This window comes from Cellulomonas sp. C5510 (assembly GCF_019797765.1).
GTDB lineage: Bacteria > Actinomycetota > Actinomycetes > Actinomycetales > Cellulomonadaceae > Cellulomonas.
This window is the reverse complement of record NZ_CP081862.1, coordinates 727,040-754,025: the sequence shown is the minus strand read 5'-3', so window position 1 is coordinate 754,025 and position 26,986 is coordinate 727,040. Positions and strand designations below refer to the sequence as shown.

The following is a 26,986-nucleotide window of genomic DNA, read 5'->3' as shown; positions in this document are numbered from 1 at the left end:
AGGTGGTCGGGGGCGGGTCAGGTGTGGTCGCCGGCATCGTGCGGGCGACGGTCAGGTCCTGCCGCGGCGGGGAGGTCTCTCGTCCCCGCGGATCGAGTCCGGTCAGTCTACAGGACGACGCCGGGACTGCCCAGGGACCGCCCCGGGCGGCCAGTCGCCGAGGTGCCCGGGGGTCACGACCAGCGCGGTGTCGACACCGCTCACCGCTCCCACCACGGCGCCCCGGCGAACGCCTCCGCCCGCCACGGCAGCCGCACCTTCTCCCCCGCGTGCACCCTCCGGCACAGCTCCATCGCCCGGTCGAACCGCATCCGCCGGCCCCCGCCGCTGAGCCCGGCGCCGCCCGGCTGCCACGTCGCGCTCCACCGCGGGTGCCGCAGCACGACCGTCTCGCCCGCCACCACGTGACCGATCGCCTGGTCGACCTCCTCCAGCAGCGCCGCCGAGCCCGGGTCGCAGGCGTCGCACGCGCACACCGGCACCCTCTCGACGACGACGTCCGGGCGGACGACCGCGACCTCGAGCACCGGCAGCAGCCCCGGGTCGCTGTCCTCCGCACGGACGTCCCGCTCGAGCAGCAGCAGCCGCAACGCGTCGTCGCGCGGCGGCACGACCACCACCCCGCGGTCGACCCCCGGCGGAGCCGTGCGGTCCTGCGGGCCGAGCGGTTCGGTGCGGGCACCCAGGCCCGGGACGAGCGCGTCCACCCACGTCTGTGCCCGCGCGTGCACGATCCGGAACCGCTCCGGGTCCGTGACGCGGCCGTACTCGTCGTCCGCGGGGCCGTGGACGTCGGCGTGCGGGTCCGGCCACGACGGCAGGCCCAGGCGGTCGTACCGCCGGGCGACGTCGGCGCGCAGGTCGTCGAGGAGGAAGGGCACGAGCACGACCGTAGACGCCGCCGGAGCGGCGGGGGCAGGCACCGGCTGCCCGGTCCTCAGCGGGGTACGGCTGCGTCCAGCGGCTTGACCATGAACAGGCACGGGTTGTCCGCCCCCCACTCGTCGGTCTCCGCCAGAGGCAGGAACCCGAACGCCTCGTAGAACCGACGAGTCTGCGCGTAGCCGGCGTCGGGGTGCGAGGGCCCGAGCGTCTTCACCAGGAGCAGCCGGACGGCCCGGTCGCGGGCGTCGTGCTCGAGCGCCGTCAGCATCGCGCGGCCGGCGCCCCCGCCGCGCGCCTGCCGATCCACGGCGATGAGGTGCACCTCGGCGACCCACGCGAACGGGCGGTCCACCAGCAGTACCCCGCGCACGTCGCCCGCCGGATCCCCGCCGGCCCGGGCGGTCCACGTCTCGGCCGTACGCGCCTTCTCGACGTACTCCGCCGTCGACTCCGGGATCCCGAACCACTCGGGCAGCGTCCCGAGGATCCGCGCGACGTCACCGGGCACGGCCGTGTCACGGGCGACGTGCCACCGCCGCGTGGCACGAGCGACGGGAAGCGGCGATTCTGGGGTGGTGGCGGGCGGCACGGCCTCCACCCTCATGCACCGGCCGCGGTGAGGACGAGGGGTTTTCTCTGCCCGGTGCGGCCGGGCGGACACACGGGTTCTCCTCACGTCCCGCGCTTGATCGCCGCGGTCGCCAGGTGGTCCGCCGCCTCCGACAGCCGGATCCCCACGATGTCGAGCCGCCGCAGCACCTCGCGGCGGCGGAGCGTGGAGTCGTCGAGCGGTTCGGCCAGCAGGCGGGACATGGCCGTCTGGTAGTGCGCCCGCACCGGGGTCTTCTTGGCCGCGAGCGCCGCGACCGCCACCCGACCGACGTCGTCGCGCAGGCACGCGGTGGCCCGCGCGAGGGCTCGCACGCCGTCGCGGATCTGCTCGAGCACGGGCACGCCGTCCGCGCCGGGGGCGACGCCGTACAGGTCGACCTCGCGGACGTAGTCGCGCAGGTTGTCCAGCACGTCGTCGACGGCCCGCGAGTAGGTGAACAGGTCCTCGCGGTCGAGGTAGCTGGTGAGCGCGCGCGTCAGCGACTCGACGACGTGCGCCCGCCAGGCGTCGCCCTCGTGCTCGACCGCCGCGACGGCCGCGCGCGCGTCGGCGACGCCGAGCGTGCCGCGGGTGAGCCGCAGCGCGATCGTCACGGCGTCCTCGGTCGCCCGGAGCTGGCCGGCGAGGCCGTCGACCAGGTCGTCCCGTGCGGCGCCCGAGATGCCGCGGACCAGCCGCCTCACCCGGCCCCGCGGCCGGCGGTCAGCCACGCGACGCCCGTCGCCACCAGGACGCTCGCGGGCACCGTCAGCACCCAGGCCAGCGCGACTCTTCCGGCGTACTCCCATCGGACTCTTCCTCTCCCTCGTGCGAGCCCGGCGCCCACGAGGGAGCCGGAGAGCGTCTGCGCCATGCCGACCGGGCTGCCGACGGCGGAGCTGGCGAGCATGACGGCGGCGGTCGTCGTCTGGGCGGTGACCGCGTCGAGGCCGCGGACCGCGAGGATGCCGCGGTTGACGGTCCGCTCCATGCGGCCGAGCCCGACGGCGGCGCCGGCGGTGAACAGCCCGGCGCAGAGCGCGAGCTGCCAGGCCACCGCGTCGACGGTCGCAGCACCGGGCGCGGACGCCACGGCGACGATCGCCAGCAGCTTCTGGGCGTCGTTGGCGCCGAACGCGAGGCACAGCACGACGTAGGACGCGACGTGCCAGCGCCGCACGGCCGCCGGGGAGACCCGGGACGCCGCGGACAGCCGGTGCACCAGGCCCGCGAGCGCGAGGCCGGCGAACGGCGCGGCCGCGACGAGCGCGAGCACGCGGCCGATCGCCGCCCAGCCCATCGCCTCCCCCGCGCCGAGGCCGCCGCCCGCGACGCCCGCGATGAGCGCCAACGTGAGGCTGGTCGGCTGGCCCCACCGGCTCAGGACCCCGGTGACCACGAGCGCGGCGACGACGGCGGCCAGGAACACCGCGCGCCCGGTCGCGGGGTCGCCGCCGGGCGGGACGAGCTCGCGCGCCACGGTCGTCGCCACCGCGGTCCCCAGCAGCGGCGGCGCCAGGGCGATCGCGCACCCGAGCACCAGCAGCGCGGCCCACGGTCGTCCTCCGTGCACGCGCAGGCTCGTGGCGGCGATGGTCGCGCCGGCGTTGGAGCCGTACACCAGCGCGAGCACGCCCGCCGCGACCAGCAGGACGACCGACCCCTCGGGCACGGCGGCTCCTCTCGTGATTTGCGTACGCGCTCTCGCAAACGTCAGCGGGTGTTGTCGGATGCTACTCATGAGTGTACAGTCCGAGCCAAGCCGATCCGGTCACGCAGCAATGGTGCGGAATGACGGGATGTCCATCTCGACCCGTTCTGGGTGGACCACACAGCATTTGTCGCGCCCGCGTCGCCGCGGGCCGGACACCCCCGGAGGATCCATGCACGACGTCGTGGCGACGCGCCCCCGCAGCGGGCCGGACCGACCCCCGCGCCGACCCCGCGGCCGCCCGCACGCCTGGGCCTACGCGGCCCTGGCACCGACCGTGGTGGCGCTGCTAGCCTTCACCTACTGGCCGCTGCTGCGCACCGCGGTGCTCTCGTTCCAGAGCTCCGACCTGTTCGGCCGGCCCGCGGGCTTCGTCGGCACCGACAACTACACGGCGATGCTCGGGTCGCCGGACTTCCGCCGCACCCTGCTCGTCACGGCCGCGTTCGTGGTCCTGACCGTCGTCGGCAAGCTGCTGGTCGGGCTCGCGCTCGCCGTCCCGCTGTCCCGGCGGCTGCGCGGCACGGCGTTCTCGCGGGCGGCGGTGCTCATCCCGATGGCCGTGTCCGCCGCCGTCGCCGGCCTCGCGTTCCGTGCGCTCATGAGCCCGACGTACGGGCTGCTCGACCAGATCGCGATCGCGCTCACCGGCCGTCCCGCGGGCTGGCTGACCGAGCCGACCATGGCCATGGTGTCGATCGTCGTCGTCGACGTCTGGATCTCGATCGGCTTCGTGACGCTGCTGCTCATCGCGGCGGTGGACGCCATCAGCGTGGAGGTCGAGGAGGCCGCGGCCCTCGACGGTGCCTCCCGCGCCCGGATGCTCCGCTCCATCACCCTGCCGCTCATCACGCCGACGCTGTTCTTCATCGTCGTGACGCAGTCCGTGCAGGCGATGCGGGAGTTCACGATCATCCAGGTGGTCACCGGCGGCGGCCCCGCCCGCGCCACCCAGACGCTCGTCTTCGACATCTGGGCGAAGGCGTTCGGCGGGACCGCCGACTACGGCGCCGCGTCCGCCCGCGGGATCATCCTGCTGGTCGTCATCGCCGTGCTCACGGTCGTGCAGTTCGGCGTGCTCGAGCGGCGGGTGACCTACTGATGCGCGCCCGGGTCGCCCACATCGCGCTCGTCGCCTACCTCGCGGTCGCGGCGCTGCTCGTCGCCCTGCCTGTCCTGTACGTGGTGTTCGCGGCGCTCCGCCCTGGCCAGGCGCTGACCGGCACGTTCCGGGACGTGCTGCCGACCGGCATCTCGTTCGAGAACTTCCAGGCCGCGCTCGGCCGGGCCCCGCTGCTGCGGCAGATGGTGAACTCCGGCGTCGTCACGCTCGCGCAGACCGCCGCCCAGGTGCTGACCGCGCTGCTCGCGGCCTACGCGCTGGTGTTCGGGCGGCTGCGCCGGCCGAACCTCGTGTTCGGGTTCGTCCTGCTCACCATGATGGTTCCGGGCGAGACCATCCTCGTCGCGAACTACCTGACCATCCGGTCGCTGGGCCTGTTCGACACGGTCGTCGCCGTGTTCCTGCCCTTCCTGGTCTCCGCGTACAACGTGTTCCTGCTCCGGCAGACGTTCCTGTCGTTCCCGAAGGAGATCCACGAGGCCGCCGTCGTGGACGGCGCGGGCCCCATGCGGTTCCTGTTCGGGTTCCTGGTCCCGCTGTGCCGGCCGACCGTCGTCACGGTGACGCTCATGGCCGCGATCGCCGCCTGGAACGGGTACCTGTGGCCGCTCGTGGTGTCCGAGACCCCGGCGTCCCGCACCGTCCAGGTCGGCATCAAGATCCTCACCGACGAATCCGGCACCGACCTCGGTGCGTCATTGGCGGGCGTCACCATCGCCGCCGTTCCCACCATCGTCCTCGTGCTCCTCGGCCAGCGTTTCCTGGCCAAGGGTCTCACGCAGGGCTCGGTCAAATGAGGAGAGGAATGTCCACCATGCAGAGAATCCGAGGACGCAAGGGCCTGGGAGCGGCAGGGCTGCTCGCCGCGGGCGGGCTGGCGCTCGCCGCGTGCGGGTCGGCCGAGGACCCGGGCGACAGCGCCGGCGGTACGTCCGGCGGGACCGACGACGGGGTGACGGTCGACTTCTGGTACTCCGTCAGCGGCGTGCCGGCCGACACCCTCACCGCCCTGGTCGACGAGTTCAACGAGGAGCACGACGACATCACGGTCAACGCCGTGTTCCAGGGCAGCTACGTCGACTCGATGGCCAAGCTCACCAACTCGGTGCAGTCCGGCGCGCTGCCCGACGTCGTGCAGGGCGGGGACACGTTCTCGACGTACCTGAACGACACGGGCCTCACCGTCGCGCCCGGCGAGGTCGCCGGCGTGGACGGGACCACGTTCGACGGCGAGGACCTGGTGCCGGTGCTCGCCTCGTACTACACGTTCGGCGGCGAGCTCACGTCGGTGCCGATCATGGTGTCCCAGCCGGTGGTGCTCTACAACACCGCGATGCTGGAGGCCGCGGGCATCGACCCCGCCGACGCACCGGGCAGCATCACGGAGCTGTTCGACACCGCCACCGCCGTGCACGACGCGACCGGCACGGCGGGCCTCACGATGTTCCTCGACCCGTGGTGGTCCGAGCAGTTCACGGCCTCCGAGGGCCTGGAGTACTGCACGCCCGACAACGGGGTCGGCGCCGAGCCGGCCGACGCGTTCCAGTACACGACCGACGCCCAGGTCGGCCTCTGGGAGCACCTGCAGCGTCTCGTCCAGGACGGCTCCATGCTCAACACCGGCACCGACGGCAGCGCGTCCCTCACCGCGTTCGCCGCCGAGGAGGCCGCGATCATGGTGCAGTCGTCGCGGATCTTCGGGGACGCCGAGCGGGCCACCGCGTTCGACTTCGGCGTCTGGCCGCTCCCGGTCGGCAGCCCCGACGGCGGGGCCGTCCCCGGCGGCAACTCCGTGTGGCTGGTCGACGAGGGCAGCACCGACGAGAGCCTCGCGGCCTCGGCGACCTTCGTGCAGTACCTCGCCTCCCCGGAGGTCCAGGAGCGGATCTTCCTCGAGACCGGGTACCTCCCGACCTCGCAGGAGGCCCTCGCGTCCCTCGAGGGTCAGACCACCGACGTCCAGCAGGTCGCGCTCGACCAGCTCGCCCGGACCACCGACTCGGTGCCGAGCGCCGGCTGCCACACCGGGGCGATGAACGAGGCCCGCGACGCCGTGCGCAGCGCCATCGAGGCCGTCGTCGGCGGCGCGGACGTCGCCGCCACCTGGGCGGACGCGGAGCAGCGCGGCAACGACGCGATCGCGAGCTACCTGGACCGGCTCGGCTGACGCCGGCCCTCTGGACCACCGCGGGCCCGGGGCGTCGCCCGGGCCCGCGGTGCCGACCTCACCTCACCCCCGCCCCACCCGCTCCCCGCACCGACCCCGAAGCGAGATCCCGATGACCGAGCCCGTCTACGGCGTGTTCCTGCTCCCCGACCCGGTGACGTCCGCCGCCGTCACCACCGTCACCCTCGCCGTCGAGCGCCAGTTCGGCTTCGTGTCCGCCGGCCGGTTCCCGCCGCACGCCACGCTCGCCGGCTCGGTGCCGATCCGCGCGGAGGCGCCCGTCATCGAGGCCGCCCTCGACGTGGTGCTGCGCGACCGCCCCGGCTTCGACGTCCACCACAGCGGCATCGTCCGGCACGGCGCCGCCGTCACCTACGACGTCGACCGCCTGCCCGACGGCCGCCGCAACGAGGCGCTGGCCGACCTGGCCGCCGACGTCAACGCGGCGCTGGTCCCGCTCGCGCACTCCCTCGACGCCTACCTGGTGCAGCCGTTCGACCCCGAGCGGTTCCGGGCGCACATCTCGCTCGCGTCGCACGAGATGCGCACCCAGCCCCACCTCGCGGACGATGTCGAGGCGTTCGTCCGCGCCGTCCCCGCCCCGGCCGTGCCCGCGGTGTTCCCTGCACGCCGGGTCGCGCTGTACGCGTTCCGGTCCGACGGCTGGACCGGACCCTGGTGGGAGACGCTGGTGTGGCGGCACCTGCGCACCTGGGCACTGACGTCCCCGCGGGCCTCCTGACTCGGGCGGAGGCGCCGGTGGCCGGCGGGGCCGCCCCTAGCATGGGCGACGTGAGCGACCCCGCCGGCGGACCGGCCCCGCGCCGTCCGATCACGGAGGAGTACCTGGCGCTGCGGCTCGGCGTCTCCCGGGCGACCGTGTCCCGCGCCCTGCACGGCACCGGCCGGGTGTCCGCCCCCACCCGGCGGCGCGTGCTCGAGATGGCCGACCGCGTGGGGTACGTGCCCAACGTCATGGCGAGCGAGCTCGCCGCCGGGCGCACCCGCACCGTCGGCCTGCTGCTCCGCGACTCGTCCAACCCGGCCTACGGTCTGCTGCACGCCAGCCTCCAGGCGTCCGCGCACCGCCGGGGCATCGAGGTGCTCACCGTCACGGCCACCGGCGACGTCGGGGCGTCGCGGCAGGTCGCGGGCCTGCGCCGCCTGCTCGGGATGCGCGTCAGCGGCCTCGTCGTCGCGACCGGCGACGTCCCGTCCGAGCACCTGCTGCCGTTCCGCGACGCCGTGCCGATGATCCGCGCCGGCCGCCCCGAGTCCGACCCCGAGATCCACGCCGTCGCCTACGACGAGGCGCACCACGCACGGCTGCTCGTCGAGCACGTGCTGTCCCGGGGGCACCGGCGCGTCGCCGTCCTCACCCCCGACCGCGAGGTGTCACTGCCCGAGTCGGTGCGCGCGTCGAGCGCCGCCCGCCTGTTGGAGGCCGCGGGCGCCGAGCCGGTGCCCGTGCCCGTCCGCGAGACCACCGACGGCGTCGCGCGCGTGCTCGAGCTGGCCCGCCACGACGTGGTGACCGCCGTGATGTGCCCGACCGACCTGCGGGCGCTCGAGGTGCTGCGGCAGGCCCGCGCCCGCGGCGTGTCCGTGCCCGGCGACCTGTCCGTGACCGGCTGCGACGGCGTGCTGCCCGGGCTCGACCTCATCGGGCTCACCAGCGTCCGGCTGCCGGTCGAGGAGCTCGCCGACCAGGTGGTGGGGCACCTCGCGCGGCTCATGCAGGGCGAGCCCGAGGAGCCGGTGCACGAGTCGCTGCGCGGCGAGCTGCTCGAGCACGGCTCGGTCGGCCGCGTGGCCGCCGACGACTGACCGCTACCTCACCGGTCGCGCCTCGGCTGACCACCTGTCGTCATCCGTGGGAACTCCCCTCGGAAGCTCCGACGGGGCGGTCCTAGCGTCGCGGGCGTCGGGCCCCTGCGGCGCCTGGTCCTGGGCGCGGCGCGTGGCGGCACCGACGCGCTGATCACTGCGACGAGCGAGGGAGCCGTCATGAGGAGATCGATGCTGCGCGCGCTGGGCGTCCTGGTCGGGGCGGCCTGCGTGCTGCCCGCCACCGTGGCGGCCGCGGCGGCACCGCCAGAGCCGACGGCCACGGTCACGGCGACCGCCGCCGCGACGGCGTGCACGAAGACCGCCGCGCAGGTGCTCACCGGTCTGCAGGGCCTCCGGGGCCAGCAGCAGTTCACGACCGTCCGGCACCGCGGCGACTTCGACGCCGCCACCCCGGAGAACAGCCTCGGCGCGTTCCGGCGGTCGTACGACCGGTGCCGTCCCGGCGTCGAGACCGACCTGCGGCACACCGCCGACGGCAAGCTCGTCATGTTCCACGACACCCACGTCGGCAAGATGATGGAGCCGACCTACGACCCCGAGCGGAACACCGGCCCGAATGCCGCGCTCACCAGCCTCACGCTCACCCAGCTGCAGCAGAAGCGCCTCGTGACGATCGACCGCCGGCCGTCCGAGTGGAGCATCGTGACGTTCGAGGAGTTCCTGGCCGACGCCGTCGAGCGGGGCGGCCCGTCGCTGCTGTTCGTCGAGATCAAGGACAACGCCGACATCCTGCCGGCTGTCCGCGAGACGCTGACGTACCACCAGAGGCACCCGCAGGCCTCGATCTTCGACCGGGTGGTGTTCAAGATCCGGCTCAACGCCTACCCGACGTTCGCCTCGTGGCGGCAGGCGACCGCCGGCATCGCCGGGCTGCCGCGCACCCCGCTCACGCAGGTCATGGTCAGCCGGGTCATCGCCGACGACGTCGACCGCCGCACCGACCTGGGCACCCCCTCCGGCCAGACGCCCAGCTACTACGCGACCTCCACCTGGGCGAAGGCGAACGCCACCACGGACGGCGTGCTCAGCGTCGAGGTCACCATGAAGGACTCGGCGGGCTTCTACGAGACGCGCCACCGGAAGGGCTCCGCCCACGGCGCCTCCGCACCGCAGCCGTTCCGCGACGTCGAGTACTACGCGCCCCTCACCGTCACCGAGGCCAACGCCCGCCCCGGCACCATGGCCCGGCTCACCGCCCTCGTCCGGGCGTCGGACAAGCCGCTCGGTCAGTTCGTGCCCGTCCCCGACTGGGTGATGTGGCGGTCCGGCACGGTCGACTGGGACCAGGCGCTGCCGAGCGTCGTCGGCAGCGCCACGCCGATCACGCCACGCGAGGCGTACTTCCAGAACGACTCGCGCTGCTGCTACGCCCTGGAGCTCCGCCTCGCGGACACCGGCAACGACCCCGAGCAGAACGAGCAGCGCACGATCCTGCCGTGGATGCAGGACATCGGCGCGACCGTCCTCACCGCCGACGACACCGACAGCATCGACGCGTTCTTCCACTCCCAGAACAAGCTCCACGACCTCGGGCGACCTGTCGGGCAGACGCGGGTCGACCCCGCCCCCGCGGCGATGAACTCCCTCATCAGCCCCGCCGTCAACCAGGGGACCCGCCGGCTCAGTCCGACGATGATGATGGTCTCCGTCCGATCCGTGCGGGTCACCGACATCGACGACGAGGACCCCGGCGACCTGTACGGCACCGTCGAGCTGCGTGACACCAGCACCGTCGGCAGGTCACCGCTCGACGTCGCGAGATCGGACTCGCGGTCCCACTACCCCTCGGCCCCCGAGGTGCGCATCGACGCCGGCGGTCAGGCGCTCTTCCGCGGCGGCACCCTCGACGTGGAGCTGTGGGACCGTGACCGGGACGCCTCCGCGCACGACCTCATCGCCAAACGGGTCATCGACCTGCCTGCCGGCACCCCCGACGGCGTCTACACGGTCACCACCCGACGCGGCGAGATCCACCACATCCCCGGCACCGGATCCCGGGAGACCTTCGGCTCCGCCACCATCGTGTACACCGTGCAGCGGTACTGGACCACCATCGAGCTGCGCAACGTCACGATCGGCCGCATCGACGACGAGAACCCCGGTGACCTGTTCGGCACCATCCGGACGCGCCACCCCGACCAGCCGAGCGGCTGGTCGAGCTACAACTTCCTGCTCAACCGCTGGGAGTGGATCAGCATCCGGCCCGGCCAGTCCGCCCCGCTGCACTCCTACGACGCGCCCGGCCACGACCTGGCGTCGATCACGTTCGACCTCTGGGACGCCGACGGCGGCTCCGCGGACGACAAGATCGCGCAGGGCACGCTGACCGTCGACAAGCACCAGGACATCGACGCGGGGCTCATCCGCAGGGTCAACGGGCAGTGGGGGTGGGTCACCGCGACGACCTCGTGGAACGCCCGCACGAACCGGGTGCCGCTGCAGCCGCTCGGGTTCGCGCCGGTGGTGACGGGGGACGGGTCGTAGGGGCGCGGCGGGTCGGGGCTCGATGAGTCCTCGTCGGCCGCGGGGAGGCGCGCGAGCTGCTGGATCGCACGCAGTCCCCCTCCGGATGGGTGCCTCGAGCTCGCGTGCGAGGTCGCCTCACTGCGTGCGGCGAGCGTCGCCCCTCCGCCGGTCCGACTCCGTCTCCGTGCGCCGGCCGTTCGTCGATCGAGCCGTCCGCGTACATCCGGAGGAGGTCGCGCAGCGACGTCTCCGTGATCCAGGCGTCCGCGTCGCGCCACCGTGGAGCCGCGGCATCGGCCTCGTCGACGCCCACTGCTCTCGGGGATGGGCGTCCCCTCCAGCCACAGGGTCCCGCATTGCGCAACGCCACAGCCTGGTCCAGGTCGGGACGTCGTCCACGATGAACGGCTCGTGCCGCCCCTGAGAAGGCGGTCGTCGTGCAGACGACGCACGCCGGAACGACGGTCACTCGCGCCGACTCAGAGCACGCGAGGGCGGACCAGCGATCACGATCGGGCCAGATCGCGAACCACAAGCACGCTCGCTGCAGTTCCCAGCACGGCAGTGTCCGCGCCGGAGGCGTAGTGCCGGAGCACCCGCGCGATCGACGGCGCGCCGATCGCAGTCGATGCCGACGAGATGACGACCTCCTCGGCAAGCCCGGCCGACGGCCGGGGCCGCCCGGCCGACTCCACCGCCGCGCCCGACCTCGCGCGCACCACCACGAGCTCCGCGGGTCCGCGAGGTTCGCTGATCGCCACGACGTCGCGCCACGCCACGCTCTGCCGGGAGTCACGCCGGACGACGACGAGCGACGCCGGCGTCAGCCAGACTCCCGCGCGCCGGGCACGCAACGCCTGACGCACGGCCGCCGTCACGAAGCCCGCTCCCACGACTCCCGCGACCACGACGAGCGCGAGGTGCAGGCCTCGGACAGCACCCAGGACCGCGAGAGCGAGGAACAGCAGGCCCGGGTACGCGGTCACACCAGCGGTGAGCATCGCCCGGGTCCCGTGCTCGGGCAGCACGGTCGCTCTCGCGCCATCGAGCTCCGCAACGGTGACCGCGCTCCTCCGCCCGACGCCCCGCTCCTCACGGTCCCGGACGGAACGACCGACGAGGAGGAGCAACCCGAAGCCCGCGACCCAGGAGCCGATCAGGACGAGCAGAGCGCTGGGAGCTCCCCCGCCCGCGAGAACGGCTCCGAACACGACGAGACCGGCGACGACCGGGATCTCCCGCCTGCGGGCCGCCCTCTCCCGACGGTCGAGCTCGGCGCCCAGGGCAGCGAGCGGATCAGGACGACCGGACCCGCTCGAGGGCATTCCGCCCGAGGGTGGCGCAGCGCTCATCCGAAGATCGACTCCCATGCGTCAGACAGGCCGTCACCGACGACTGCCACAGCATCTCCCACCGCAGCGGCGCCCCGGGCTCCACTTCCTCCGGTCGCCGTCCCGGCAGGTGAACTCGGGAGTTCAGTAACCCATCACGAGCAGGCCTTCGAGATGCCCTTGGATGACGCGCTGCGCATACAGGGACGTCACGAGGTTGTTGTAGGTGTCGTACGGCTTCGTGTGGTGCGCCCGGAACGGGACGACCAGCGCGAGATAGTCGACCTCCGGGAGGAGGAGGGATTCGACGATGTCCTTCATTCCACGGTAGTTGGTCTCTGCTCCACCGCCCTCGATCTCCACGAGGGTGAGCCGCGAATGCTCGTCCACGTGGACGGCGTCCGGCCGCACGCTCTTGATGCTCTGGTCACCCTCGCCGTAGAGGAAGGGCATCTCCGGGTAGTGTTCCCGCGTCTCGAGATTCCATCCGGGACGCAGCGCATTCAGTGCCGTCGACACGCCGCGATCCGGCGGCAGGAACGGTTCGAGGGCCGCCGTGATCTTCGTGGTATCCGTCTGTTCACTGGGCCACCACTCGTCCCGCAGCCACGGCCCGAGCGCGGTCACAGCGTCGATCAGCTGACGCATCTCGGTTCTCGGGCGATCCGGCTGCGGGTAATAGCGCCAAGCGGGCGGCCTCTCGTAGCGCATCTGTCTGGGGTACCACCTGACATCGGCCTCGCACGTCGTCCTCGCCGGGCGCTCCAACTCTCCGCATCGGCATTCCCCCGGGTGGGTGAACGCGACCGCGCACGCGCTGTGAGTGCGTCGGCTCGACCCGGTGCCGGGCGTGGTTCAGTGGACACGAACCAACCGGAAGGTGTCATGCGTGGCTGAACCCCTCGTCGTGCAGCTCCGGCCGGAGACGCGGCAGGCGCTGGAGCGTCGCGCCACCCGCGACCCGGTGCTCCGGGGCACGGCCGCGATGCGGCTCGCGCTGTTCGTGTCGGCTCTCCTCCTCGTGCCGCTGATCGCGGTCAACGCCATCGAGGGCTTCCGTCCGCGGACGCTGGTCCTGCTGCTCTTCCTCGCCGTCCCCGCCGCCATCGCGCTGTGGGGTCGGCGCATGCTCCGCACCGTCCCCAGCGAGGTCGCAGTGGACGTCCTCGTCATCAGCGACGACGACGTCCGCTTCGAGGCGCTCACCGCCGTGAACCCGGCGATGGGAGTCGCGGAGCCAGACGTCTGGCCGCGGGTCGACACCACCAGCGTGAGGAGCGCGTGCGGGCCGCGCACCCCCGGTTGGGCGGGCTGATCCTGGCGCTGTCCGACGACCCGCAGAGCACGACCGCGTGGGCTCGGGGCGCGCGCGGGGAGGAGCTGCTCGGATCGGCGCCCAACGGGCTGACCGACCGCGGCGTCCGCCTGCTGCACGATCGGCGCATCCCTCGCAGCCGCGCGAACATCGATCACATCGCCGTCGCCGCCAGTGGCGTGCACGTGGTCGACGCGAAGCGGTACCGCGGCCGGCCGGCGCTCCGGGTCGAGGGCGGGATCCTGCGACCGCGGGTCGAGAAGCTGGTGGTCGGCGGCAGGAACTGCACGGCGCTCGTCGCCGGCGTGCAGAAGCAGGTCGGCGTCGTGCGTGACGCCCTCGCTGCGGCGGGCATGGATGACGTCCCTGTGCACGGGGTCCTGTGCTTCGTGGACGCGGACTGGCCGCTGATCGGCGGGTCGTTCGTCACCGGCGGCGTCGCTGTGCTGTGGCCGAAGAAGCTCAGCGAGCGTCTGCGGGCGGAGGGGACGTTGGATCAGGCGGCTGTCGATGCCGCGCACCGCGCGTTGGCCGGTGCACTGCCTCCCGCGTGAGGCCGACGTCGGGCACGCGTGGCGGGCATCCGACGCTTCCGAACCCGCTCGGTACCGCAACCCACGTCCGCTACGTCCGAGGTGAGGGCCATACCGCCCCGGGGCACGATCTACCGTCTGGACCCGTGAGGAGCGACATGACCGACGTCCTGTACACCGGCGGCTGGAGCAGCGACACACGGCTCCCCTTCCCCGGCGTGGGCTGGTACGACGAGCGGCGCGCACGCGCGATCTACGAGCAGCAGAGCGATCTCCTGAGCGTCGTCGACGCCCAGGAACGGCTGGACGACGGTCGCCCTCGGCAGCGCTGGGTCATCGGGGCGTCCACGTCAGGCGGGTTCAGGTGCTCGTTCTTCACCTCGGCGGGCACGCTCTACCGCCAGATCGACTACGTGCCGCACAGCGGCAGGCTGTGGCGCGAGACCACCCTCGACTACCGCTATCCCGACGGAGATCGCTTCTACGTCTACGGGCTGGAGTCGCTCGGCCACACGATCGCCCGCTTCGCCCCCGACGGGAGCGGCACCGTCCTGTACGTCGAGACCGGCAACCCCGTGGGCGAGGAGGTCGAGCTCCACGACGCGCCCGTCGCGGGGTTCTGGCTCGACAGGCCCGAGTTCGGCGACTGGTCCCGGCTCTCCGACCCGCTGTACGGCGTCCCGACGGACGACGACGTCGACCGCCACATCGCCCGCCGGCTGTCCTGACCCGGTCGACCCGGCGCTCCCCGCGGTGCTGCCGACCGCTGCGGCGGCGGGCAGCCCGATCCGGTGACAGACCGTCGGCCACGACCCGATCCCGCTTGCACCACCCCCCTCGCCCGTTACGTTCGAGGTGAGGGCCGTGCGGGACGATCCGCCGGACCCTCGCGGCACCCGCCGATCGAGCCGCGATCGGGCCGACCCGCTGGAGGACATCCCGTGACCACGACCCCCACCCGCCCCTGGACCCGCGCTCGCGCTCCTCGCGCGTTCGTGCTCGCCCTCGCCGCGGGTGCCCTCGTCGTCGGGACGTCGGCGTGCACCGGCGGCGACGACGACACGGAGAGCACCGGCACCACGGCGCCGGCGCCCGACCCCGTCACGACCACGGACCCCGCCGACGACGGCGCCGATGACGACGCGTCGGCCCCCGCCGGCGACGACCTGCTCGCGGGGACGCACCAGGTCGACATCCAGACGTACGGCGGTGAGTGGGTGACCACGACGGTCGAGGGTGGCGTCACCACGGTGACCGACCCGGCGGAGGCCGGCGGGGTGCCGACCACGTGGGTGTTCGAGCCGAACGGCTCGGCGTTCCAGGTGCGGACCGTCGCGACGACGGACGCGGAGCCGTCCTGCCTGAGCATCCCGGGCGACGGCGTCGTGACGGTGGCGACGTGCGACCCGGCGGCCGCGGACCAGCAGATCCAGGTCGGGATGCTCGACCAGCCGGACCAGGTGAACATCTCGTCGGAGGCGGGCGTCGTGGTCGCGGACCAGGAGGGCGGCCTCGCGATCGAGCCGGACCCGTCCAGCCCGGCCAGCGTGTTCACGCTCGTGGACCGCGGCGCCGCGTCGGAGAGCTGACGTCGGCAGGACCTCCACGGATCGCGGGGCCGCCGAACGACCTCGGCGGCCCCGCGGCCCGACGACTACTGCCCGACGACGGTCAGCACCAGGCGGTCCCCGCTGGCCTCGAGGAACGCTGTCGACCGCCAGCCACCTGCGGAGAAGGCCTCATCGAGCTGCGGCCCGGCCAGGAGATCTCCTGCCGGCAGTGCGGGCACCAGGTCGTCGACCACCCCCGGCCTGTCGACCGTGGGTGTGAGGTCGAGCGACTCCCGCAGAGCGTCCGCCGCGTCCGGGGGCAAGGTGACCACAGCGTCGATCCAGTACAGCGACGGGCCCGGCGCGTCCGGGTCGCCCAACGTCCCGCTGAACCACATCGGGTCAGTGACCTGGGTGAGCGCTGGGATGCGCGACGCCAGCGGTTCGACATCTCGGCGCATCGTCCTCTCACCTGTCTTCCTCGACGCCTCGCTGGTCATCGCACTCCTCGAGCTCGTAGGTTCGTCGGTCGACCCGGGCGCGCATGCCACCAGACAGCCGCTGAGTGCCGACAGCCACACGAGACCGCACGCCAGGCGCACACGGTGACCGCTCATCTGTCGGCCCCGTTCGGGGCCGGTTCCGTCGTCGCGGCACCCGGCGCCCCGAGCGGCCACGTGACGGTCCGCGTCAAGGAGCCTGTCGTGGGGAACGGCCTCGCCCACCCGACCTCGGTGAACCGACCGTTCTCGTCGTCCGGCGCACCGCTGGCGATGTCCGCCTGACCGCGGTTGAAGTTGTAGTAGTCCTCGGCGTGCACCGTGACGGTCATGCTCACTGTCCCAGCGTGCACCACGACGTCCGCGCTGCTCCACTGCTGGTACCCACCGACGGTCTTCTGCCAGTTCTCGGTGACGGGGTAGGAGCTCGTCGCGCTCGCGCCTCCCGTCATGGCGAACTCTGTCACCCCACCGGAGGCGAGGCGATCAGCCCCGGCGACGGCACGTGCGATCTCCGCGCGGACGTTCGCTTCGATTCCTGCGTCCTGCCGGCTCGCACGGTCGTAGTCGATCGTGAACAGCTCCCCGGTGTTGCTCCAGTAGTGCGAGTACGCATCGAGCGCGTCGTCGAGATCGCCCCGGACGAGGCGGGCGGCAGCCATCTTGGCCCGCCACTGCGCCGCCGCCGTCCAGTCGCCCGCAGTCGGAGTCGCGGATCCCCACACGTAGTCCTCGTCCCAGTCGATCGTGGGCCGATCCGGGGCTCCGATCCGGAACCCGTCTGGGCCGGGCTGTGTCAGATCGATCCCGTCCCCGTCGGGCACCGATGCCATGAGGGTGAGCACATCGACCTCGTCGCCTGCCGCAGCCGCGAGCGCACCTGCCGCATCCCTGTCGGCCCGGTCGATCGCGCTGAGGAGTCCTGAGATCTGGAGCTCGAACACCGGCGCGAGCACCCGCGCCCGCGCCCAGCCGACAAGGTCCTGCATCGGGACTGCGACCGTGACCTCGCCGGCGTCGTCGACCCGCAGGCCGTCACGTGGCGCGCCGTCGGCCAGCAGCAGGATCCGCGACCGGAGGTCTCCGATGTGGGTGGCTGCAGCCCCCACCGCGCCTGCCGCCGAGGTCCAGAGGTCGACCACCCGCAGCATGGATGCCCGCTCCGCGGCGACCGCCTCGCGGGCGCGTTCGGCGGCCTCACCGGACCAGCTCGGCGTCGTCTCGTCCACGGTGCGTACGAGATCGTGCGCAAGGCGCTCCAGGCGCTCGGCCGACGATCTCAACCGAGCGGCGTGAGACCAGAGACCGTCCATCTGCCAGAGCCGGAGCGTCGGGAGTGAAGGTCTCAACGGCCGAGCCTGTCGAACAGGTGCGCAGGGATCTCGTCCGCTCGGACGTAGGCGGAGGCGTTGGCTCGGGCGGTATCTCCGAGCCCCATCAGCCGATCGGCCGTCGCGCAGGCGACTCGTGCCAGCGCAGACGCAACGGGCGCGGAGATCGACCCGACGTGCGAGCCGGGCACGGCCGCCCCCGCAGCGGCGACCGCGTCGGACGCGTCGATCCCGCGCGCCTCGGCGCTCAACCCGCTCAGCGTCGTCGCGAGCGCGCGCAGCTCACCATCATCGGCGGTCATCTCCCCCTTCACGTGCACCTCCCAGGCACCGGACGCTAGATCGTCCGCCCGGACAGGTGCCGGGAAGGTGACTCACGACGTGGCATCTGGGGCCGCGGCCCCCAATGGGCAAGAGGGGCCAATCGGTCAGGTGCACGGCCGGTTCGTCGGCACGGCACCACTAGCGGCGCGGGTCGCCTTCCGCGCTTTCCCACCCTGCGGGGTTGTCTGCCGCCCACCGCCCAGCGAGCCCGTGCCCGACGACCGTCACCCACGGCACGAGCGCCAGCACGAGCAGCCCCCACACGAGCGGCGCCCCCGCGGCGACCAGCGCCACGGCCGCCACCACCACGGCGAGCGACGCCGACGCGAGCCCGAGGTGGACGCGCCCGCGTTCCCGGCTCAGCGCCCCGAACAGCGCGGTGAACGTCGCCACGTAGACCGTCACGGGCACGGCGACCGTGAGCAGCGTCCCGACCCGCCCCAGCGCGCTGGCGCCCTCCAGCGAGAACGCCGCCGCGTGCAGCCCGCCACCGGTCGCGACGATCGAGCCGAACAGCACGATGTGCCCGTACCCCCACGCGAACGACCGCCGCCGGCGCGCGGCCAGGAGCGCACCGCTCGGCATGACGTCGTACGCCCACCACAGGCCGAACGTCAGGGCCACGCCGGCGAGCCCGAGCAGCGCGGTCTCGACGGTCCAGCCGGACTCCTCGAGGATCGCGGCGAGCGCGAACGTCGTGCCGGTGAGCCCCTCGCCGACGGCGATGATGACGACCAGCCCGTACCGCTCGGCGATGTGGTGGGGTGCCAGGGGGTGCCGCCGTGCACGCGCTCGGCGACGACCGGGCCGACGGCCTCGAGCACCATGAGCGGGACGACGAGGGCGAGCGCCGTGACCGTCGGGACGTCGACCAGCGCGAGCGCCACCCACCCGGCCTGCGCGGCGAGCAGGGTCGCGATGAACACCGCGATGCTCGGCCGGCGAGCCGGATCGGCGAGCGCCGCGCGGCTCCACTGCAGGACCATCGGCACGCGCATCACGACGTAGCCGAGCACGAGCACCCGGTCGTCGAGGTGCTCCCCCGCGGCGAGGGACTCGAACATCGGCGGGACGCCCAGCGCCAGGATGAGCACGCCGACCATCTGGACCATCGTGGTGAGCCGGAACAGCCAGTCGTCGGTGTCGTACGCCGAGGCGAACCACGTGAAGTTGATCCACGCCCAGGACACGGCGAACGTCGCGAACGCGAACCCGGTGACCGCCGCGCCGACGTGCCCGTCCGCGACCAGGACGGCGAGTTCCTCCGCCGTCCGCCCGAACGCGATGACGAACGTCAGGTCGAACAGCAGCTCCAGCGGCGTCGCGGTCCGCAGCCGCTCCAGCGGGTCCCGCCCGACCATCCGCACCCGCAGCGGGGCGACGCGCGGGGACGCGGTAGCGAACGGCGCCTCGTCACTTCACGGACCGTGTCATGTCCGCCAGCCCGACAGCGCCAGGCAACACCTCGCCCGCCCGTCGGTGACCCGCATCGTCCGGTCTCACGACACTATCCGCTCAACAGGCTTCGCACCGTGCAAAGCACAGTATCGAGTCGCGCACACGTCCGCGGGTCGAGTTCTACGGCAGTTCGAGTCGCATAGAGATACTCGATCCCTCGCGCGAAGGTCTTCTTTGAGAATCGAGTCGCCGCGGCATCGACGGACCTTTGAACCTTCAGCCGGTCCTCCGTGGAGAACAGCGACTCCATCGCAGAAACAGCACTATCACCACAGAGCGACGCCAGGTCGACGACCACGCCTGCCAATGCCGGACCCAACTGCCGAAGATACCTCTCGCGGGCACGATCGCCGGCGGCGTCACTGTCCAGCAATACTACAAACGGCCTGGACCAGGCCAGGTACATTTGTATCACCGGAAGAAGTGAGCCCGATCCCGTACCTGGAAGTATGTTCAGGCGATCAACGGCGTTGGCGCCGCGGATGACCTCCGAGTAGTACCTCAGCGCGTAATAGTCAGTCTTCCCCTCGGTCATGACCACCGAGGGAATGTGCTCGAGTTCCGACGGCCGATACTGCAACACGTCCAGAATCGGCTGAAAATAATGGGTGCGATTCGGGTGTTGCGAAGCAAACTGCTGGAGCGGTTCGACCCTAATGTCTGTTCGCCGTGCCGCGACCTTCGACGTTATTACTCTTGGATCCACGCCGTCGTTGGCGACGACGAACGCGCTGGAGAGCCATGCCGGATTTATCAAGTGGTGGCTATGTGTCGTGAATATCACGCTTGAATGCTCGGCCAGTTTGCCCAGACTCTCAAGAAGGGCAGCCTGTGCGGTTGAGTGGAGGTTCGACGCTGGCTCGTCAAACAAGAACAGTATTTCGCTTTCCTCCGACCTGCGCCTGCCACGGTAGTGCGTCAGAAGCAGATACACGAAGAACCACCGGAAACCCAGAGAGCGCTCGTGTATGCCGAACATGCCGTCAGCATCCTCCAGCAGGAACTCGACGGCCACCTCACCAGGTCCGACCCGCTGCGGATCGACTAGGTCAACCACAACACGTTTGCCTTGAAGGTCGTCTCCGCGGTCGAAAAGGCGACTCCACGATGCTACGACCGAGTTCGTGACCTCACGGCTAACTTCGAGCAAGACCTGGCGCAGGTTTTGGAGGTCACCAGACTCGCGAGACAGCGCGCGAGCGACCACGTGTTCATCGAGCCGCAAGTCGCGACCCAGCGCGTCAAGGATGTCTTGGAAGAGCTGACGATAGAACCTGTTCGTTGAGGTTTCGTCGGGCGAAATAGTCAGAGTGATCACCCTCGGAAACTCGAACAAGAAGTTCGGAAAGTACCAGATCCGCGGCAAGCGCTCCCTGATGGCGCCAACAGCAGCGCGCCATGCTAGGTTCTCACTAGAGGACCCGAGATCTCGCTCGACTCTGCCGTTCGCCTTATAGCCCACGCCCAGGACCGAGGACCATGCAGTGGCTGTGCCCACGAATCGGCTATTCTTGAACGAGTGCGACACCGTAACTTCGAGCTCCGAGCGAAGGGAAGAGACGCGGAATCCGGTTCTCTTCTGAACTGCCTTCTTTATGTGAGCGACGTCATCAGGCTCTAGGCGCACCCGCGCAGATATCTGTACCTTCCCGTTGAAGTTGCTTCGCTCGGAGATGGGGACAAGGGCGTCAAGGTCGGACTGTATCCAGCCGGTCAGCTCATTGGGCCTGACTTCCGTGTTCTCGCCATCCTGTGTTGGGAGGAAGCTCTCGATGGCTTCGAGGATCGTTGTCTTTCCACTCTCGTTTAGCCCGACGAGCGTCGATATCCTCGAATCTGGCCCAGCCGCCATCAAGTCGAGCGTCGCGTCGCGAACGCCTCGAAAGTTCGAGATCCGAAACCGCGAGTAACGCACCCACCACTCCTCGCTCCCGCGGCACGCCGAGACTCCGTCTAGAGCCAGCATGCCGAACCAGACGCACCGAACCTGCTCACGGTCCCCGGCCAACATCCAGCACGTCCAGTACGCCCGGACTCCGCGTTATCGAGCGACGCTAGCGCCAGCAAGCATGGCGGGCGGGCAGCACCCCTCGCGGTCCCCCGGTTGGCGTAGCACTAGAGCGCTCTCAGGCAGCGCGCGAGAAGCGTCCCCGCCTCCGCCGCGCGAAGGAGCGTGTCGGCCAGCGAGGCGGGGACGAGCACGCAGGCGTCGAGCAGCGCCCCGAAGCTCACGGATCCCCGCTACCGGTCGCTCGCGCCGTCGCCCCCGCCCGCACGAGCGCGACGGAGGGCGTTCTCGTAGTCGGAGGCGGCGGCGTCGTAGAGCCCGTCGGCCACCGCCTGGCGCGTGATGTCGTCGAGCTGCGCGCGCTGTTCGCGCCGTCGGTCGTCCCGGAACGCGAGCAGGTCGTCGAGGCGCACCCGGCGGTGCCGAGTGACCCGCTCGAACGGGATCCGACCCTCCTCGAGGAGCTTCACGACCGTGGGCCGGGAGACGCCCAGGAAGTCGGCCGCCTGGGAGGTCGTCAGCCGCTGCTCCACGGGAGCGACGGTGATCGCCCGACCGGCCTCCATCGCCTCGACGACCCGTACGAGCACGTCGTGCACCGGGGACGGGATGTCGACGGCGGTCCCGTCCGGGGCGACGAGCCGGGCCGTCGGCTGCTCGAGAGCGCGCGCGAGCAGCCTCACCGACTCGACCTCGGCACCCTCGGAGGGTGGCAGCGTGGTCCTGGCGGCAAGGGCGGCGCTCATACGCACACGATGCGCGAGAAACGAAACATTCGCAAGAGCGCGACCGGGCCTGGGGACGACCTCGCTCCGTCCCGTCGCTCAGCCCCGGGCGGCCTCCGCCTCCAGCGCCTCCGTCAGCAGCCCCACGAGCGTCTCGAGCTGCACGTCGGTCGCCCCGGCGTCCTCCTGCTCCCCCGCACCGTCGAGCGCCCGTGCCGCGAGCCCGGACTTGGCGTCGATGAGCTCGGCGATCTTCGCGTCGACGGTCTGGGCGGCGATGATCCGCCAGGCGGTGACGGGCTCGGACTGGCCGATGCGGTGGATGCGGTCGATGGCCTGGGTCTGCTCCGCGTCCGTCCAGGAGAGCTCGGCGAGCACCATGTTGGACGCGACCTGCAGGTTGAGGCCGACGCCGGCGGCCATGAGGGAGCAGACGACGATCTGCACCTCGGGGTCGTCGGTGAACGCGGTGACGTTCTTCTCACGGGCCTTCGGGGTCTGGTCGCCGCGGATCGACGCGTACCGGATGCCGCGGTCGGCGAACAGCTGCTCGGCGGTGTCCATGACGTCGACGTGCTTGGCGAAGAACACGACCTTGCCGACGTTGCGGGCGAGCTGGGCGGCGTAGTCGGCGGCCAGGCCGGCCTTCGCCTGGCCGATGCGGCGGACCATCGTGAAGACGTTCTCGCCGCCGCCCTTGCTGCTGGAGTCCTTGAGCTCCGTGGCGGCGACGCGGCGCACCAGCTCGCGGTCGAGGCCGTCGGAGACCTCGGAGCGGGCGGCGAGCGCGGCGTGGTACCGCTCGACCATGCGGCGGGTGAGCGCCTCCTCGGCGGCCCGGATGGAGCGGCCGACCGCGCCGTCCAGCTCGACGGGCAGGTCCGCGACGCGGCGGGCGGGGATGTCGGCGACGACGTCGATCTTGCGACGCCGGACGATGCCCATGTCGATGACGGCAGTGCGCGCGGCGGCGGAGAACCCGCGGTCGGCGGGCGTCAGGCCGGTCTCCTCCAGGGCGGTCATGAGGCGACCGAGCGGCTTCTCGTCGTCGATCCAGCCGAGGTACTGCCAGATCGCCCGGAAGTCCTCGATGTCGTTGATGAGCGGCGTGCCGGTGAGCGCCATGAGCAGCGGGCGGGGCGCGCGCTCCCGGATCCGCTGGGACAGCGCGAGCACGTGCCGCGAGCGCTGCGAGCCCTTGTTCTTGATGAAGTGCGCCTCGTCGACCACCATGCCGCGGAACCCGAAGTCGCCGAGCCAGCCGACGTGCCGGTCCAGCAGCTCGTAGTTGACGATCACGACGTCCGCGAAGCCGTTCACGCCCTCGCCGTCGCCGTGCACGACGGTGGGCTGCCGCTCGGGCGTCCACATGCGGACCTCGTGCGCCCAGTTGGTCTTGACGACGTTGGGGACGACGACGAGCAGCGGGTACGCCTCCGCTGCGCGGGCGGACAGCAGCGCCTGGGCGGTCTTGCCGAGGCCGGGCTCGTCGGCCAGCAGGTACGTGCGGTGGCCGGCGGCGGTCGCGGCGACGACCTGCGCCTGGTGCGGCATGAGCTCACGCCCCGCGGGCACCTGGACGAGCTGGCCGCCGGGCAGCGGCATGCACGCGGGCGCACCGGCGGGCGCCTGCTCGAACGACCGGAACAGCGGCTCGAGCAGCTCCCAGCCGGCGAGGCGGCGCGGGCGGCCGGCCATCCGCTCGGCGGCGGCCTCGAAGTCGGGGGCCAGGAACGGGTTCGCGAGCTGGCGGGCGACCACGGAGCGGGGCACGACGCGCTTCTCGGCGCCCGGCTCGGGCTGCACGGGCGCGGGCTCCTCGGGCTCCTCCGGGGGCTCCAGGCCGCCGGCGCGCATCATCGTGGCCTTGAGGGTGCGCGCGGCCTCGGACACCCGGGCGTCGTCGCCGAGCAGCGCCAGCAAGGACGTGTCGCGGGCGGCGATCTTCGCGAGCAGCGTCGCGACGCCGTCGAGGCGCTTGAGCTGCTCGGTGCGGCGCGCCTGCCCCAGCTCGGCGTCACCCATCACGCGGGCGCGCTCCTCGCGGACCAGCAGCGCGACGACCTGGAACTTGGTGCGGACGGCCGGGCGCGTCGGGGGTCGGCGGACGATCCCGTCGACGTCGCGGGCCGCGGCAGCGAGGACGGGGATGAGCCCCTCCTCGGAGCGGCGCGGCGCACGACGTCGCTGCGCGGTGGCGGCACCGCCACCGCCGGACGCGGAGCGCCCACCACCGGACCGCCGTCGACCCGAGCCCGCTCCTGCCACATCTCCTCCTTCGACGACCGACCGCAGCGACGACGCCGGCGCGGCACGCGACGGCTGCGCAGCACACGCGTCCGCGACGCCCGGGACGGACACCGCCCGGACACCCGCACCGCCGGAACCCCCGAACCGCCCGGGACCCCCGACCGCCCAGGACGACCCGACCGCCCAGGACGACCCGGCTGCCCGGGACGATCCAGCCGCCCAGGTCCACCCGGCCGCCCGGGACGACCCGACCGCCCCGGCACCCCGACCGTCGGGAACCCCGGACGATCCGAGCGCCCGGACCCGGCCGGACACCCGGCACCGCACGCCACCGTGGTGCATGTGCGCGCCGCCGGCCGACCGGGACCTCCCGGCACGCGCCGGAGCGCCGCGGTCAGGGCCGAGCCTGCGCCCCCGGCAGGAGTGACTCCACCGGCCACCCGGGGGTGGCACGCCGCCATACGCCTCGCGGGACCACGACGCGGACCACCGTGGGTGCGTCGCCGTCGGGAGCAGCCTAACGCCGCGGAGCCCCCGCGTGTCACCGCACCCCGCGGACGCGCCGACACGCGGTTCCGTCGGCAGCGGCCCGAGGCCGTCAGGTGCGGCCGAAGCCGTCAGGTGCGGCCGAAGCCGTCAGGTGCGGCCCGAGGCCGTCAGGTGCGGCCGAGGTCGTCACGCCGGGCTGACGACCTCGGCCCGACGTGACGACCTCGCGCCGCCGCGGAGGCGGGCGTCAGCCCTTGACCGCCCCCGCCATGACGCCGGAGACCAGCTGCTTGCCCGCGACGACGAACACCACGAGCAGCGGCGCCGCCACGAGGAACACCCCGGACATCACCAGCCCGGTGTCGGTGGTGAACGCCCCCTTGAGCTGCGGCACCACCAGCGGCATCGTGAGCTGCGACCGCATGACCACCGACGGCCAGAAGAAGCTGTTCCACGACCCGACGAACGTGAACAGCGCGAGCGTCGCCGCGGCGGGTCGGGCGGCCGGCAGTGCGATCGACCAGAACGTGCGGAACATCGACGCGCCGTCGACGCGGGCGGCCTCGACGAGCTCGAACGGCAGCGCCTCCTGCAGGTACTGCGTCATCCAGAACACGCCGAACGCCGTGACGAGCGTCGGGACCGTCAGGGCGAGCAGCGAGTCGATCCACCCGAAGTCGTTCATCATGATGAACATCGGGATGGTGCCGACCTGCGCGGGGATCGCCATGGTCGCGATGACGGTGACGTACAGCGCCTGCCGCCCCCGGAACGTGAGCTTCGCGAAGCTGAACCCGGCGAGCGTCGAGAAGAACACCGTCGACGCCGTGACGGCGACGGCCACGAGGACGGAGTTGAGGAACGCCATCCAGAAGTTGAACTGGGAGGCGTTGAACACCTCGCCGAAGTTCTCGATCAGCACGAGCGTCGGGAACCACGTGGGCAGGTTGCCGACGGCGCGCGCGATCTCCTGCGTGGTGGACGACCCGTACATCGCCGAGGCGTACAGCGGGAAGACGGACACCACGAACACGACCGTGAGGATCACGTACGTGACCCACCCGGGCCGGCGGCCGGACGACTCGTGCTGCGGGACGGGCCGGCCGCGCCGGGCGCGCTTCTTGGCGTAGGCGGCGGCCCCGCGGCCCGCGGTGTTCTCGATGAATCCGGTGCTCACGACCGCACTCCTTCCTCAGATGGGTCGACGTCGGAGGACGACCCGGGCGGCCCTGCCGCCGGTGCCGCCACCGTCTCGGGCCCCTGCGGCGCGGACGCGGCGACCGGCGCGCCCGACGGGAGGGACCCGGCCGCGACGGCCCGCGCCCGGTCGACCGCCGCGCGGTGCTGCGCGCGGGTGACGCGGGACGCCTTCGACTGCGTGGACGAGATGGACCGGGTGAGCAGGAAGTTCACCAGGGAGAACACGGCGATGATGAGCGCGAAGATCCACCCGACGGCCGCGGCCTGGCCGAGGCGGTCCTGCCAGTCGCCGAAGCCGAGCTCGTAGAGGTAGAGCACGACGGTCGTCCACTGGTTGTCGGCGCCGCCCTTGCCGCCGCCGGTGCCGCCGCCGTCGAACATGCGGGCCTCGTCGAAGATCTGCAGCCCGCCGATCGTCATCGTGAGGATGACGAAGATCATGGTCGGCCGGATGCTCGGGATCGTCACGGAGAAGAACTGCCGGGTGCGGCTCGCGCCGTCGACGGTGGACGCCTCGTAGAGCTCGCGCGGCACGGCCTGCATGGCGGCGAGGAAGATCAGCGCGTTGTAGCCGGTCCACCGGAACACGACCATCGAGCCGATCGCCATGTGCGACAGCATCCGGTCCTGGAAGAACGGCGAGTCGAGCCCGGTGAGCAGCCCCAGGTCGTGCAGGTTCGGCACCAGCAGCCCGAACTGCCCGAAGACCTGACCGAAGATCATGGACGTCGCGACGGGCATGACGACGAACGGGACCAGCACGCTCATGCGCCAGAACGTCCGGGCGCGCAGGTTCTGGTCGAGCACCGCCGCGATGAGCAGCGCGAGGACGAGCTGCGGGACGCTGCCCCACAGGAAGATCGAGAACGTGTTCTCCAGGGAGCGCCAGAACAGCGGCTGCTTCAGCACCCACGTGAAGTTGTCGAACCCGACGAAGTCGCCCATGCCGGCGCGACGGTGCCAGTCGTGCAGGGCCACGACGACGTTGAACAGGAGCGGGAACGCCCCGAAGACCGCGAACAGGATGAAGAAGGGCGAGACGTACAGGTACGGCGAGACCTTGATGTCCCACCGCGAGAGCCGCTGACCCCACCCCACGCGGCGCACCGCACCCGGTGCCGCCGATCTGGATGACATGCGTGAGCCTTCCGTGACGTGCGTCTGGTGGACGGGCTGC

24 protein-coding genes and 1 pseudogene are annotated in these 26,986 nt (G+C 72.0%); 10 read left to right on the top strand and 15 right to left on the bottom strand.

Annotation, left to right across the window (positions count from 1 at the left end):
* Nucleotides 1-200 precede the first annotated feature (200 nt).
* The 4 genes from K5O09_RS03445 to K5O09_RS03430 form a co-directional block, all read right to left on the bottom strand.
* Complete coding sequence (locus tag K5O09_RS03445) at nt 201-881, bottom strand: DUF6226 family protein (RefSeq protein ID WP_222171467.1); 681 nt, start codon at nt 879-881, stop codon at nt 201-203.
* 56 nt (nt 882-937) lie between these two features.
* A complete protein-coding gene (locus tag K5O09_RS03440; protein WP_255596049.1) occupies nt 938-1,393 on the bottom strand; it encodes an N-acetyltransferase in 456 nt (151 codons plus the stop codon).
* A gap of 164 nt (nt 1,394-1,557) precedes the next feature.
* Nucleotides 1,558-2,181: a DUF47 family protein gene (locus tag K5O09_RS03435; RefSeq protein WP_222171465.1), complete on the bottom strand. Its 624-nt coding sequence runs from the start codon at nt 2,179-2,181 to the stop codon at nt 1,558-1,560.
* A complete protein-coding gene (locus tag K5O09_RS03430) occupies nt 2,178-3,149 on the bottom strand; it encodes an inorganic phosphate transporter (RefSeq protein WP_222171464.1) in 972 nt (323 codons plus the stop codon). The genes K5O09_RS03435 and K5O09_RS03430 overlap by 4 nt, the downstream gene beginning before the upstream one ends.
* A gap of 211 nt (nt 3,150-3,360) precedes the next feature.
* On the opposite strand from K5O09_RS03430, the gene K5O09_RS03425 reads away from it, so the two are divergent.
* The 6 genes from K5O09_RS03425 to K5O09_RS03400 all read left to right on the top strand — a co-directional run bounded on the left by K5O09_RS03425 (nt 3,361) and on the right by K5O09_RS03400 (nt 10,813).
* A complete protein-coding gene (locus K5O09_RS03425; protein WP_222171463.1) occupies nt 3,361-4,290 on the top strand; it encodes a carbohydrate ABC transporter permease in 930 nt (309 codons plus the stop codon).
* Nucleotides 4,290-5,108 (top strand): carbohydrate ABC transporter permease, encoded by an 819-nt coding sequence (locus tag K5O09_RS03420; RefSeq protein WP_222171462.1) that lies wholly within the window; start codon nt 4,290-4,292, stop codon nt 5,106-5,108. Before K5O09_RS03425 ends, K5O09_RS03420 begins: the two co-directional genes overlap by 1 nt.
* 8 nt (nt 5,109-5,116) lie before the next feature.
* Entirely contained in the window at nt 5,117-6,478 is a 1,362-nt protein-coding gene (locus tag K5O09_RS03415; RefSeq protein ID WP_222171461.1) for an extracellular solute-binding protein, read from the top strand.
* Nucleotides 6,479-6,590: 112 nt separating this feature from the next.
* A complete protein-coding gene (locus K5O09_RS03410) occupies nt 6,591-7,220 on the top strand; it encodes a 2'-5' RNA ligase family protein (protein ID WP_222171460.1) in 630 nt (209 codons plus the stop codon).
* 50 nt (nt 7,221-7,270) lie between these two features.
* Entirely contained in the window at nt 7,271-8,305 is a 1,035-nt protein-coding gene (locus tag K5O09_RS03405) for a LacI family DNA-binding transcriptional regulator (protein ID WP_222171459.1), read from the top strand.
* A gap of 180 nt (nt 8,306-8,485) precedes the next feature.
* The gene (locus K5O09_RS03400; RefSeq protein WP_222171458.1) at nt 8,486-10,813 is read left to right on the top strand and encodes a glycerophosphodiester phosphodiesterase family protein; all 2,328 of its coding nucleotides are present in this window, start codon (nt 8,486-8,488) and stop codon (nt 10,811-10,813) included.
* Nucleotides 10,814-11,301: 488 nt separating this feature from the next.
* Here K5O09_RS03400 and K5O09_RS03395 read toward each other — a convergent pair whose 3' ends face one another.
* Both K5O09_RS03395 and K5O09_RS03390 read right to left on the bottom strand, forming a co-directional pair.
* Entirely contained in the window at nt 11,302-12,120 is an 819-nt protein-coding gene (locus K5O09_RS03395) for a hypothetical protein (protein ID WP_222171457.1), read from the bottom strand.
* A gap of 150 nt (nt 12,121-12,270) precedes the next feature.
* A complete protein-coding gene (locus K5O09_RS03390) occupies nt 12,271-12,774 on the bottom strand; it encodes a hypothetical protein (RefSeq protein WP_222171456.1) in 504 nt (167 codons plus the stop codon).
* Between the two features lie 241 nt (nt 12,775-13,015).
* Here K5O09_RS03390 and K5O09_RS19090 point away from each other — a divergent pair, with 241 nt between their 5' ends.
* The 4 genes from K5O09_RS19090 (at nt 13,016) to K5O09_RS03375 (ending at nt 15,563) form a co-directional block, all read left to right on the top strand.
* Complete coding sequence (locus K5O09_RS19090; protein ID WP_255596046.1) at nt 13,016-13,441, top strand: hypothetical protein; 426 nt, start codon at nt 13,016-13,018, stop codon at nt 13,439-13,441.
* A complete protein-coding gene (locus K5O09_RS03385) occupies nt 13,408-13,995 on the top strand; it encodes a nuclease-related domain-containing protein (RefSeq protein WP_255596044.1) in 588 nt (195 codons plus the stop codon). Before K5O09_RS19090 ends, K5O09_RS03385 begins: the two co-directional genes overlap by 34 nt.
* 137 nt (nt 13,996-14,132) lie before the next feature.
* Entirely contained in the window at nt 14,133-14,702 is a 570-nt protein-coding gene (locus K5O09_RS03380; protein WP_222171454.1) for a hypothetical protein, read from the top strand.
* 213 nt (nt 14,703-14,915) lie between these two features.
* Entirely contained in the window at nt 14,916-15,563 is a 648-nt protein-coding gene (locus K5O09_RS03375) for a hypothetical protein (RefSeq protein WP_222171453.1), read from the top strand.
* 65 nt (nt 15,564-15,628) lie between these two features.
* On the opposite strand, the gene K5O09_RS03370 is transcribed toward K5O09_RS03375, so the two are convergent.
* The 9 genes and pseudogenes from K5O09_RS03370 to K5O09_RS03330 all read right to left on the bottom strand — a co-directional run bounded on the left by K5O09_RS03370 (nt 15,629) and on the right by K5O09_RS03330 (nt 26,946).
* Complete coding sequence (locus K5O09_RS03370) at nt 15,629-15,985, bottom strand: hypothetical protein (protein ID WP_222171452.1); 357 nt, start codon at nt 15,983-15,985, stop codon at nt 15,629-15,631.
* A 152-nt stretch (nt 15,986-16,137) separates the two neighbouring features.
* Complete coding sequence (locus K5O09_RS03365; RefSeq protein WP_222171451.1) at nt 16,138-17,337, bottom strand: hypothetical protein; 1,200 nt, start codon at nt 17,335-17,337, stop codon at nt 16,138-16,140.
* A 32-nt stretch (nt 17,338-17,369) separates the two neighbouring features.
* Nucleotides 17,370-17,669 carry a hypothetical protein gene (locus tag K5O09_RS03360; protein ID WP_222171450.1) on the bottom strand — a complete coding sequence of 100 codons (300 nt, stop codon included), beginning with the start codon at nt 17,667-17,669 and terminating at the stop codon, nt 17,370-17,372.
* A gap of 148 nt (nt 17,670-17,817) precedes the next feature.
* A pseudogene (locus K5O09_RS03355) lies at nt 17,818-19,040 on the bottom strand (low temperature requirement protein A).
* A gap of 146 nt (nt 19,041-19,186) precedes the next feature.
* Complete coding sequence (locus K5O09_RS03350) at nt 19,187-21,148, bottom strand: ATP-dependent endonuclease (RefSeq protein ID WP_222171449.1); 1,962 nt, start codon at nt 21,146-21,148, stop codon at nt 19,187-19,189.
* A 230-nt stretch (nt 21,149-21,378) separates the two neighbouring features.
* Entirely contained in the window at nt 21,379-21,891 is a 513-nt protein-coding gene (locus tag K5O09_RS03345) for a helix-turn-helix domain-containing protein (protein ID WP_222171448.1), read from the bottom strand.
* 78 nt (nt 21,892-21,969) lie between these two features.
* Entirely contained in the window at nt 21,970-24,138 is a 2,169-nt protein-coding gene (locus K5O09_RS03340) for a DEAD/DEAH box helicase (RefSeq protein WP_222171447.1), read from the bottom strand.
* 718 nt (nt 24,139-24,856) lie between these two features.
* Nucleotides 24,857-25,786, bottom strand: a complete 930-nt coding sequence (locus K5O09_RS03335) for a carbohydrate ABC transporter permease (protein ID WP_222171446.1) — start codon at nt 25,784-25,786, stop codon at nt 24,857-24,859.
* Complete coding sequence (locus K5O09_RS03330) at nt 25,783-26,946, bottom strand: carbohydrate ABC transporter permease (protein ID WP_222171445.1); 1,164 nt, start codon at nt 26,944-26,946, stop codon at nt 25,783-25,785. The genes K5O09_RS03335 and K5O09_RS03330 overlap by 4 nt, the downstream gene beginning before the upstream one ends.
* Nucleotides 26,947-26,986: the final 40 nt, after the last annotated feature.

Excerpts from the sequence above, each read along its gene's own strand:
- K5O09_RS03425 (WP_222171463.1), top strand. The coding sequence starts at position 3,361 with ATGCACGACGTCGTGGCGACGCGCCCCCGCAGCGGGCCGGACCGACCC.
- K5O09_RS03420 (WP_222171462.1), top strand. The coding sequence starts at position 4,290 with ATGCGCGCCCGGGTCGCCCACATCGCGCTCGTCGCCTACCTCGCGGTC.
- K5O09_RS03415 (WP_222171461.1), top strand. The coding sequence starts at position 5,117 with ATGTCCACCATGCAGAGAATCCGAGGACGCAAGGGCCTGGGAGCGGCA.
- K5O09_RS03410 (WP_222171460.1), top strand. The coding sequence starts at position 6,591 with ATGACCGAGCCCGTCTACGGCGTGTTCCTGCTCCCCGACCCGGTGACG.
- K5O09_RS03400 (WP_222171458.1), top strand. The coding sequence starts at position 8,486 with ATGAGGAGATCGATGCTGCGCGCGCTGGGCGTCCTGGTCGGGGCGGCC.
- K5O09_RS03395 (WP_222171457.1), bottom strand. The coding sequence starts at position 12,120 with ATGCCCTCGAGCGGGTCCGGTCGTCCTGATCCGCTCGCTGCCCTGGGC.
- K5O09_RS03390 (WP_222171456.1), bottom strand. The coding sequence starts at position 12,774 with ATGCGTCAGCTGATCGACGCTGTGACCGCGCTCGGGCCGTGGCTGCGG.
- K5O09_RS03380 (WP_222171454.1), top strand. The coding sequence starts at position 14,133 with ATGACCGACGTCCTGTACACCGGCGGCTGGAGCAGCGACACACGGCTC.
- K5O09_RS03370 (WP_222171452.1), bottom strand. The coding sequence starts at position 15,985 with ATGCGCCGAGATGTCGAACCGCTGGCGTCGCGCATCCCAGCGCTCACC.
- K5O09_RS03365 (WP_222171451.1), bottom strand. The coding sequence starts at position 17,337 with ATGGACGGTCTCTGGTCTCACGCCGCTCGGTTGAGATCGTCGGCCGAG.
- K5O09_RS03350 (WP_222171449.1), bottom strand. The coding sequence starts at position 21,148 with ATGTTGGCCGGGGACCGTGAGCAGGTTCGGTGCGTCTGGTTCGGCATG.
- K5O09_RS03345 (WP_222171448.1), bottom strand. The coding sequence starts at position 21,891 with ATGAGCGCCGCCCTTGCCGCCAGGACCACGCTGCCACCCTCCGAGGGT.
- K5O09_RS03330 (WP_222171445.1), bottom strand. The coding sequence starts at position 26,946 with ATGTCATCCAGATCGGCGGCACCGGGTGCGGTGCGCCGCGTGGGGTGG.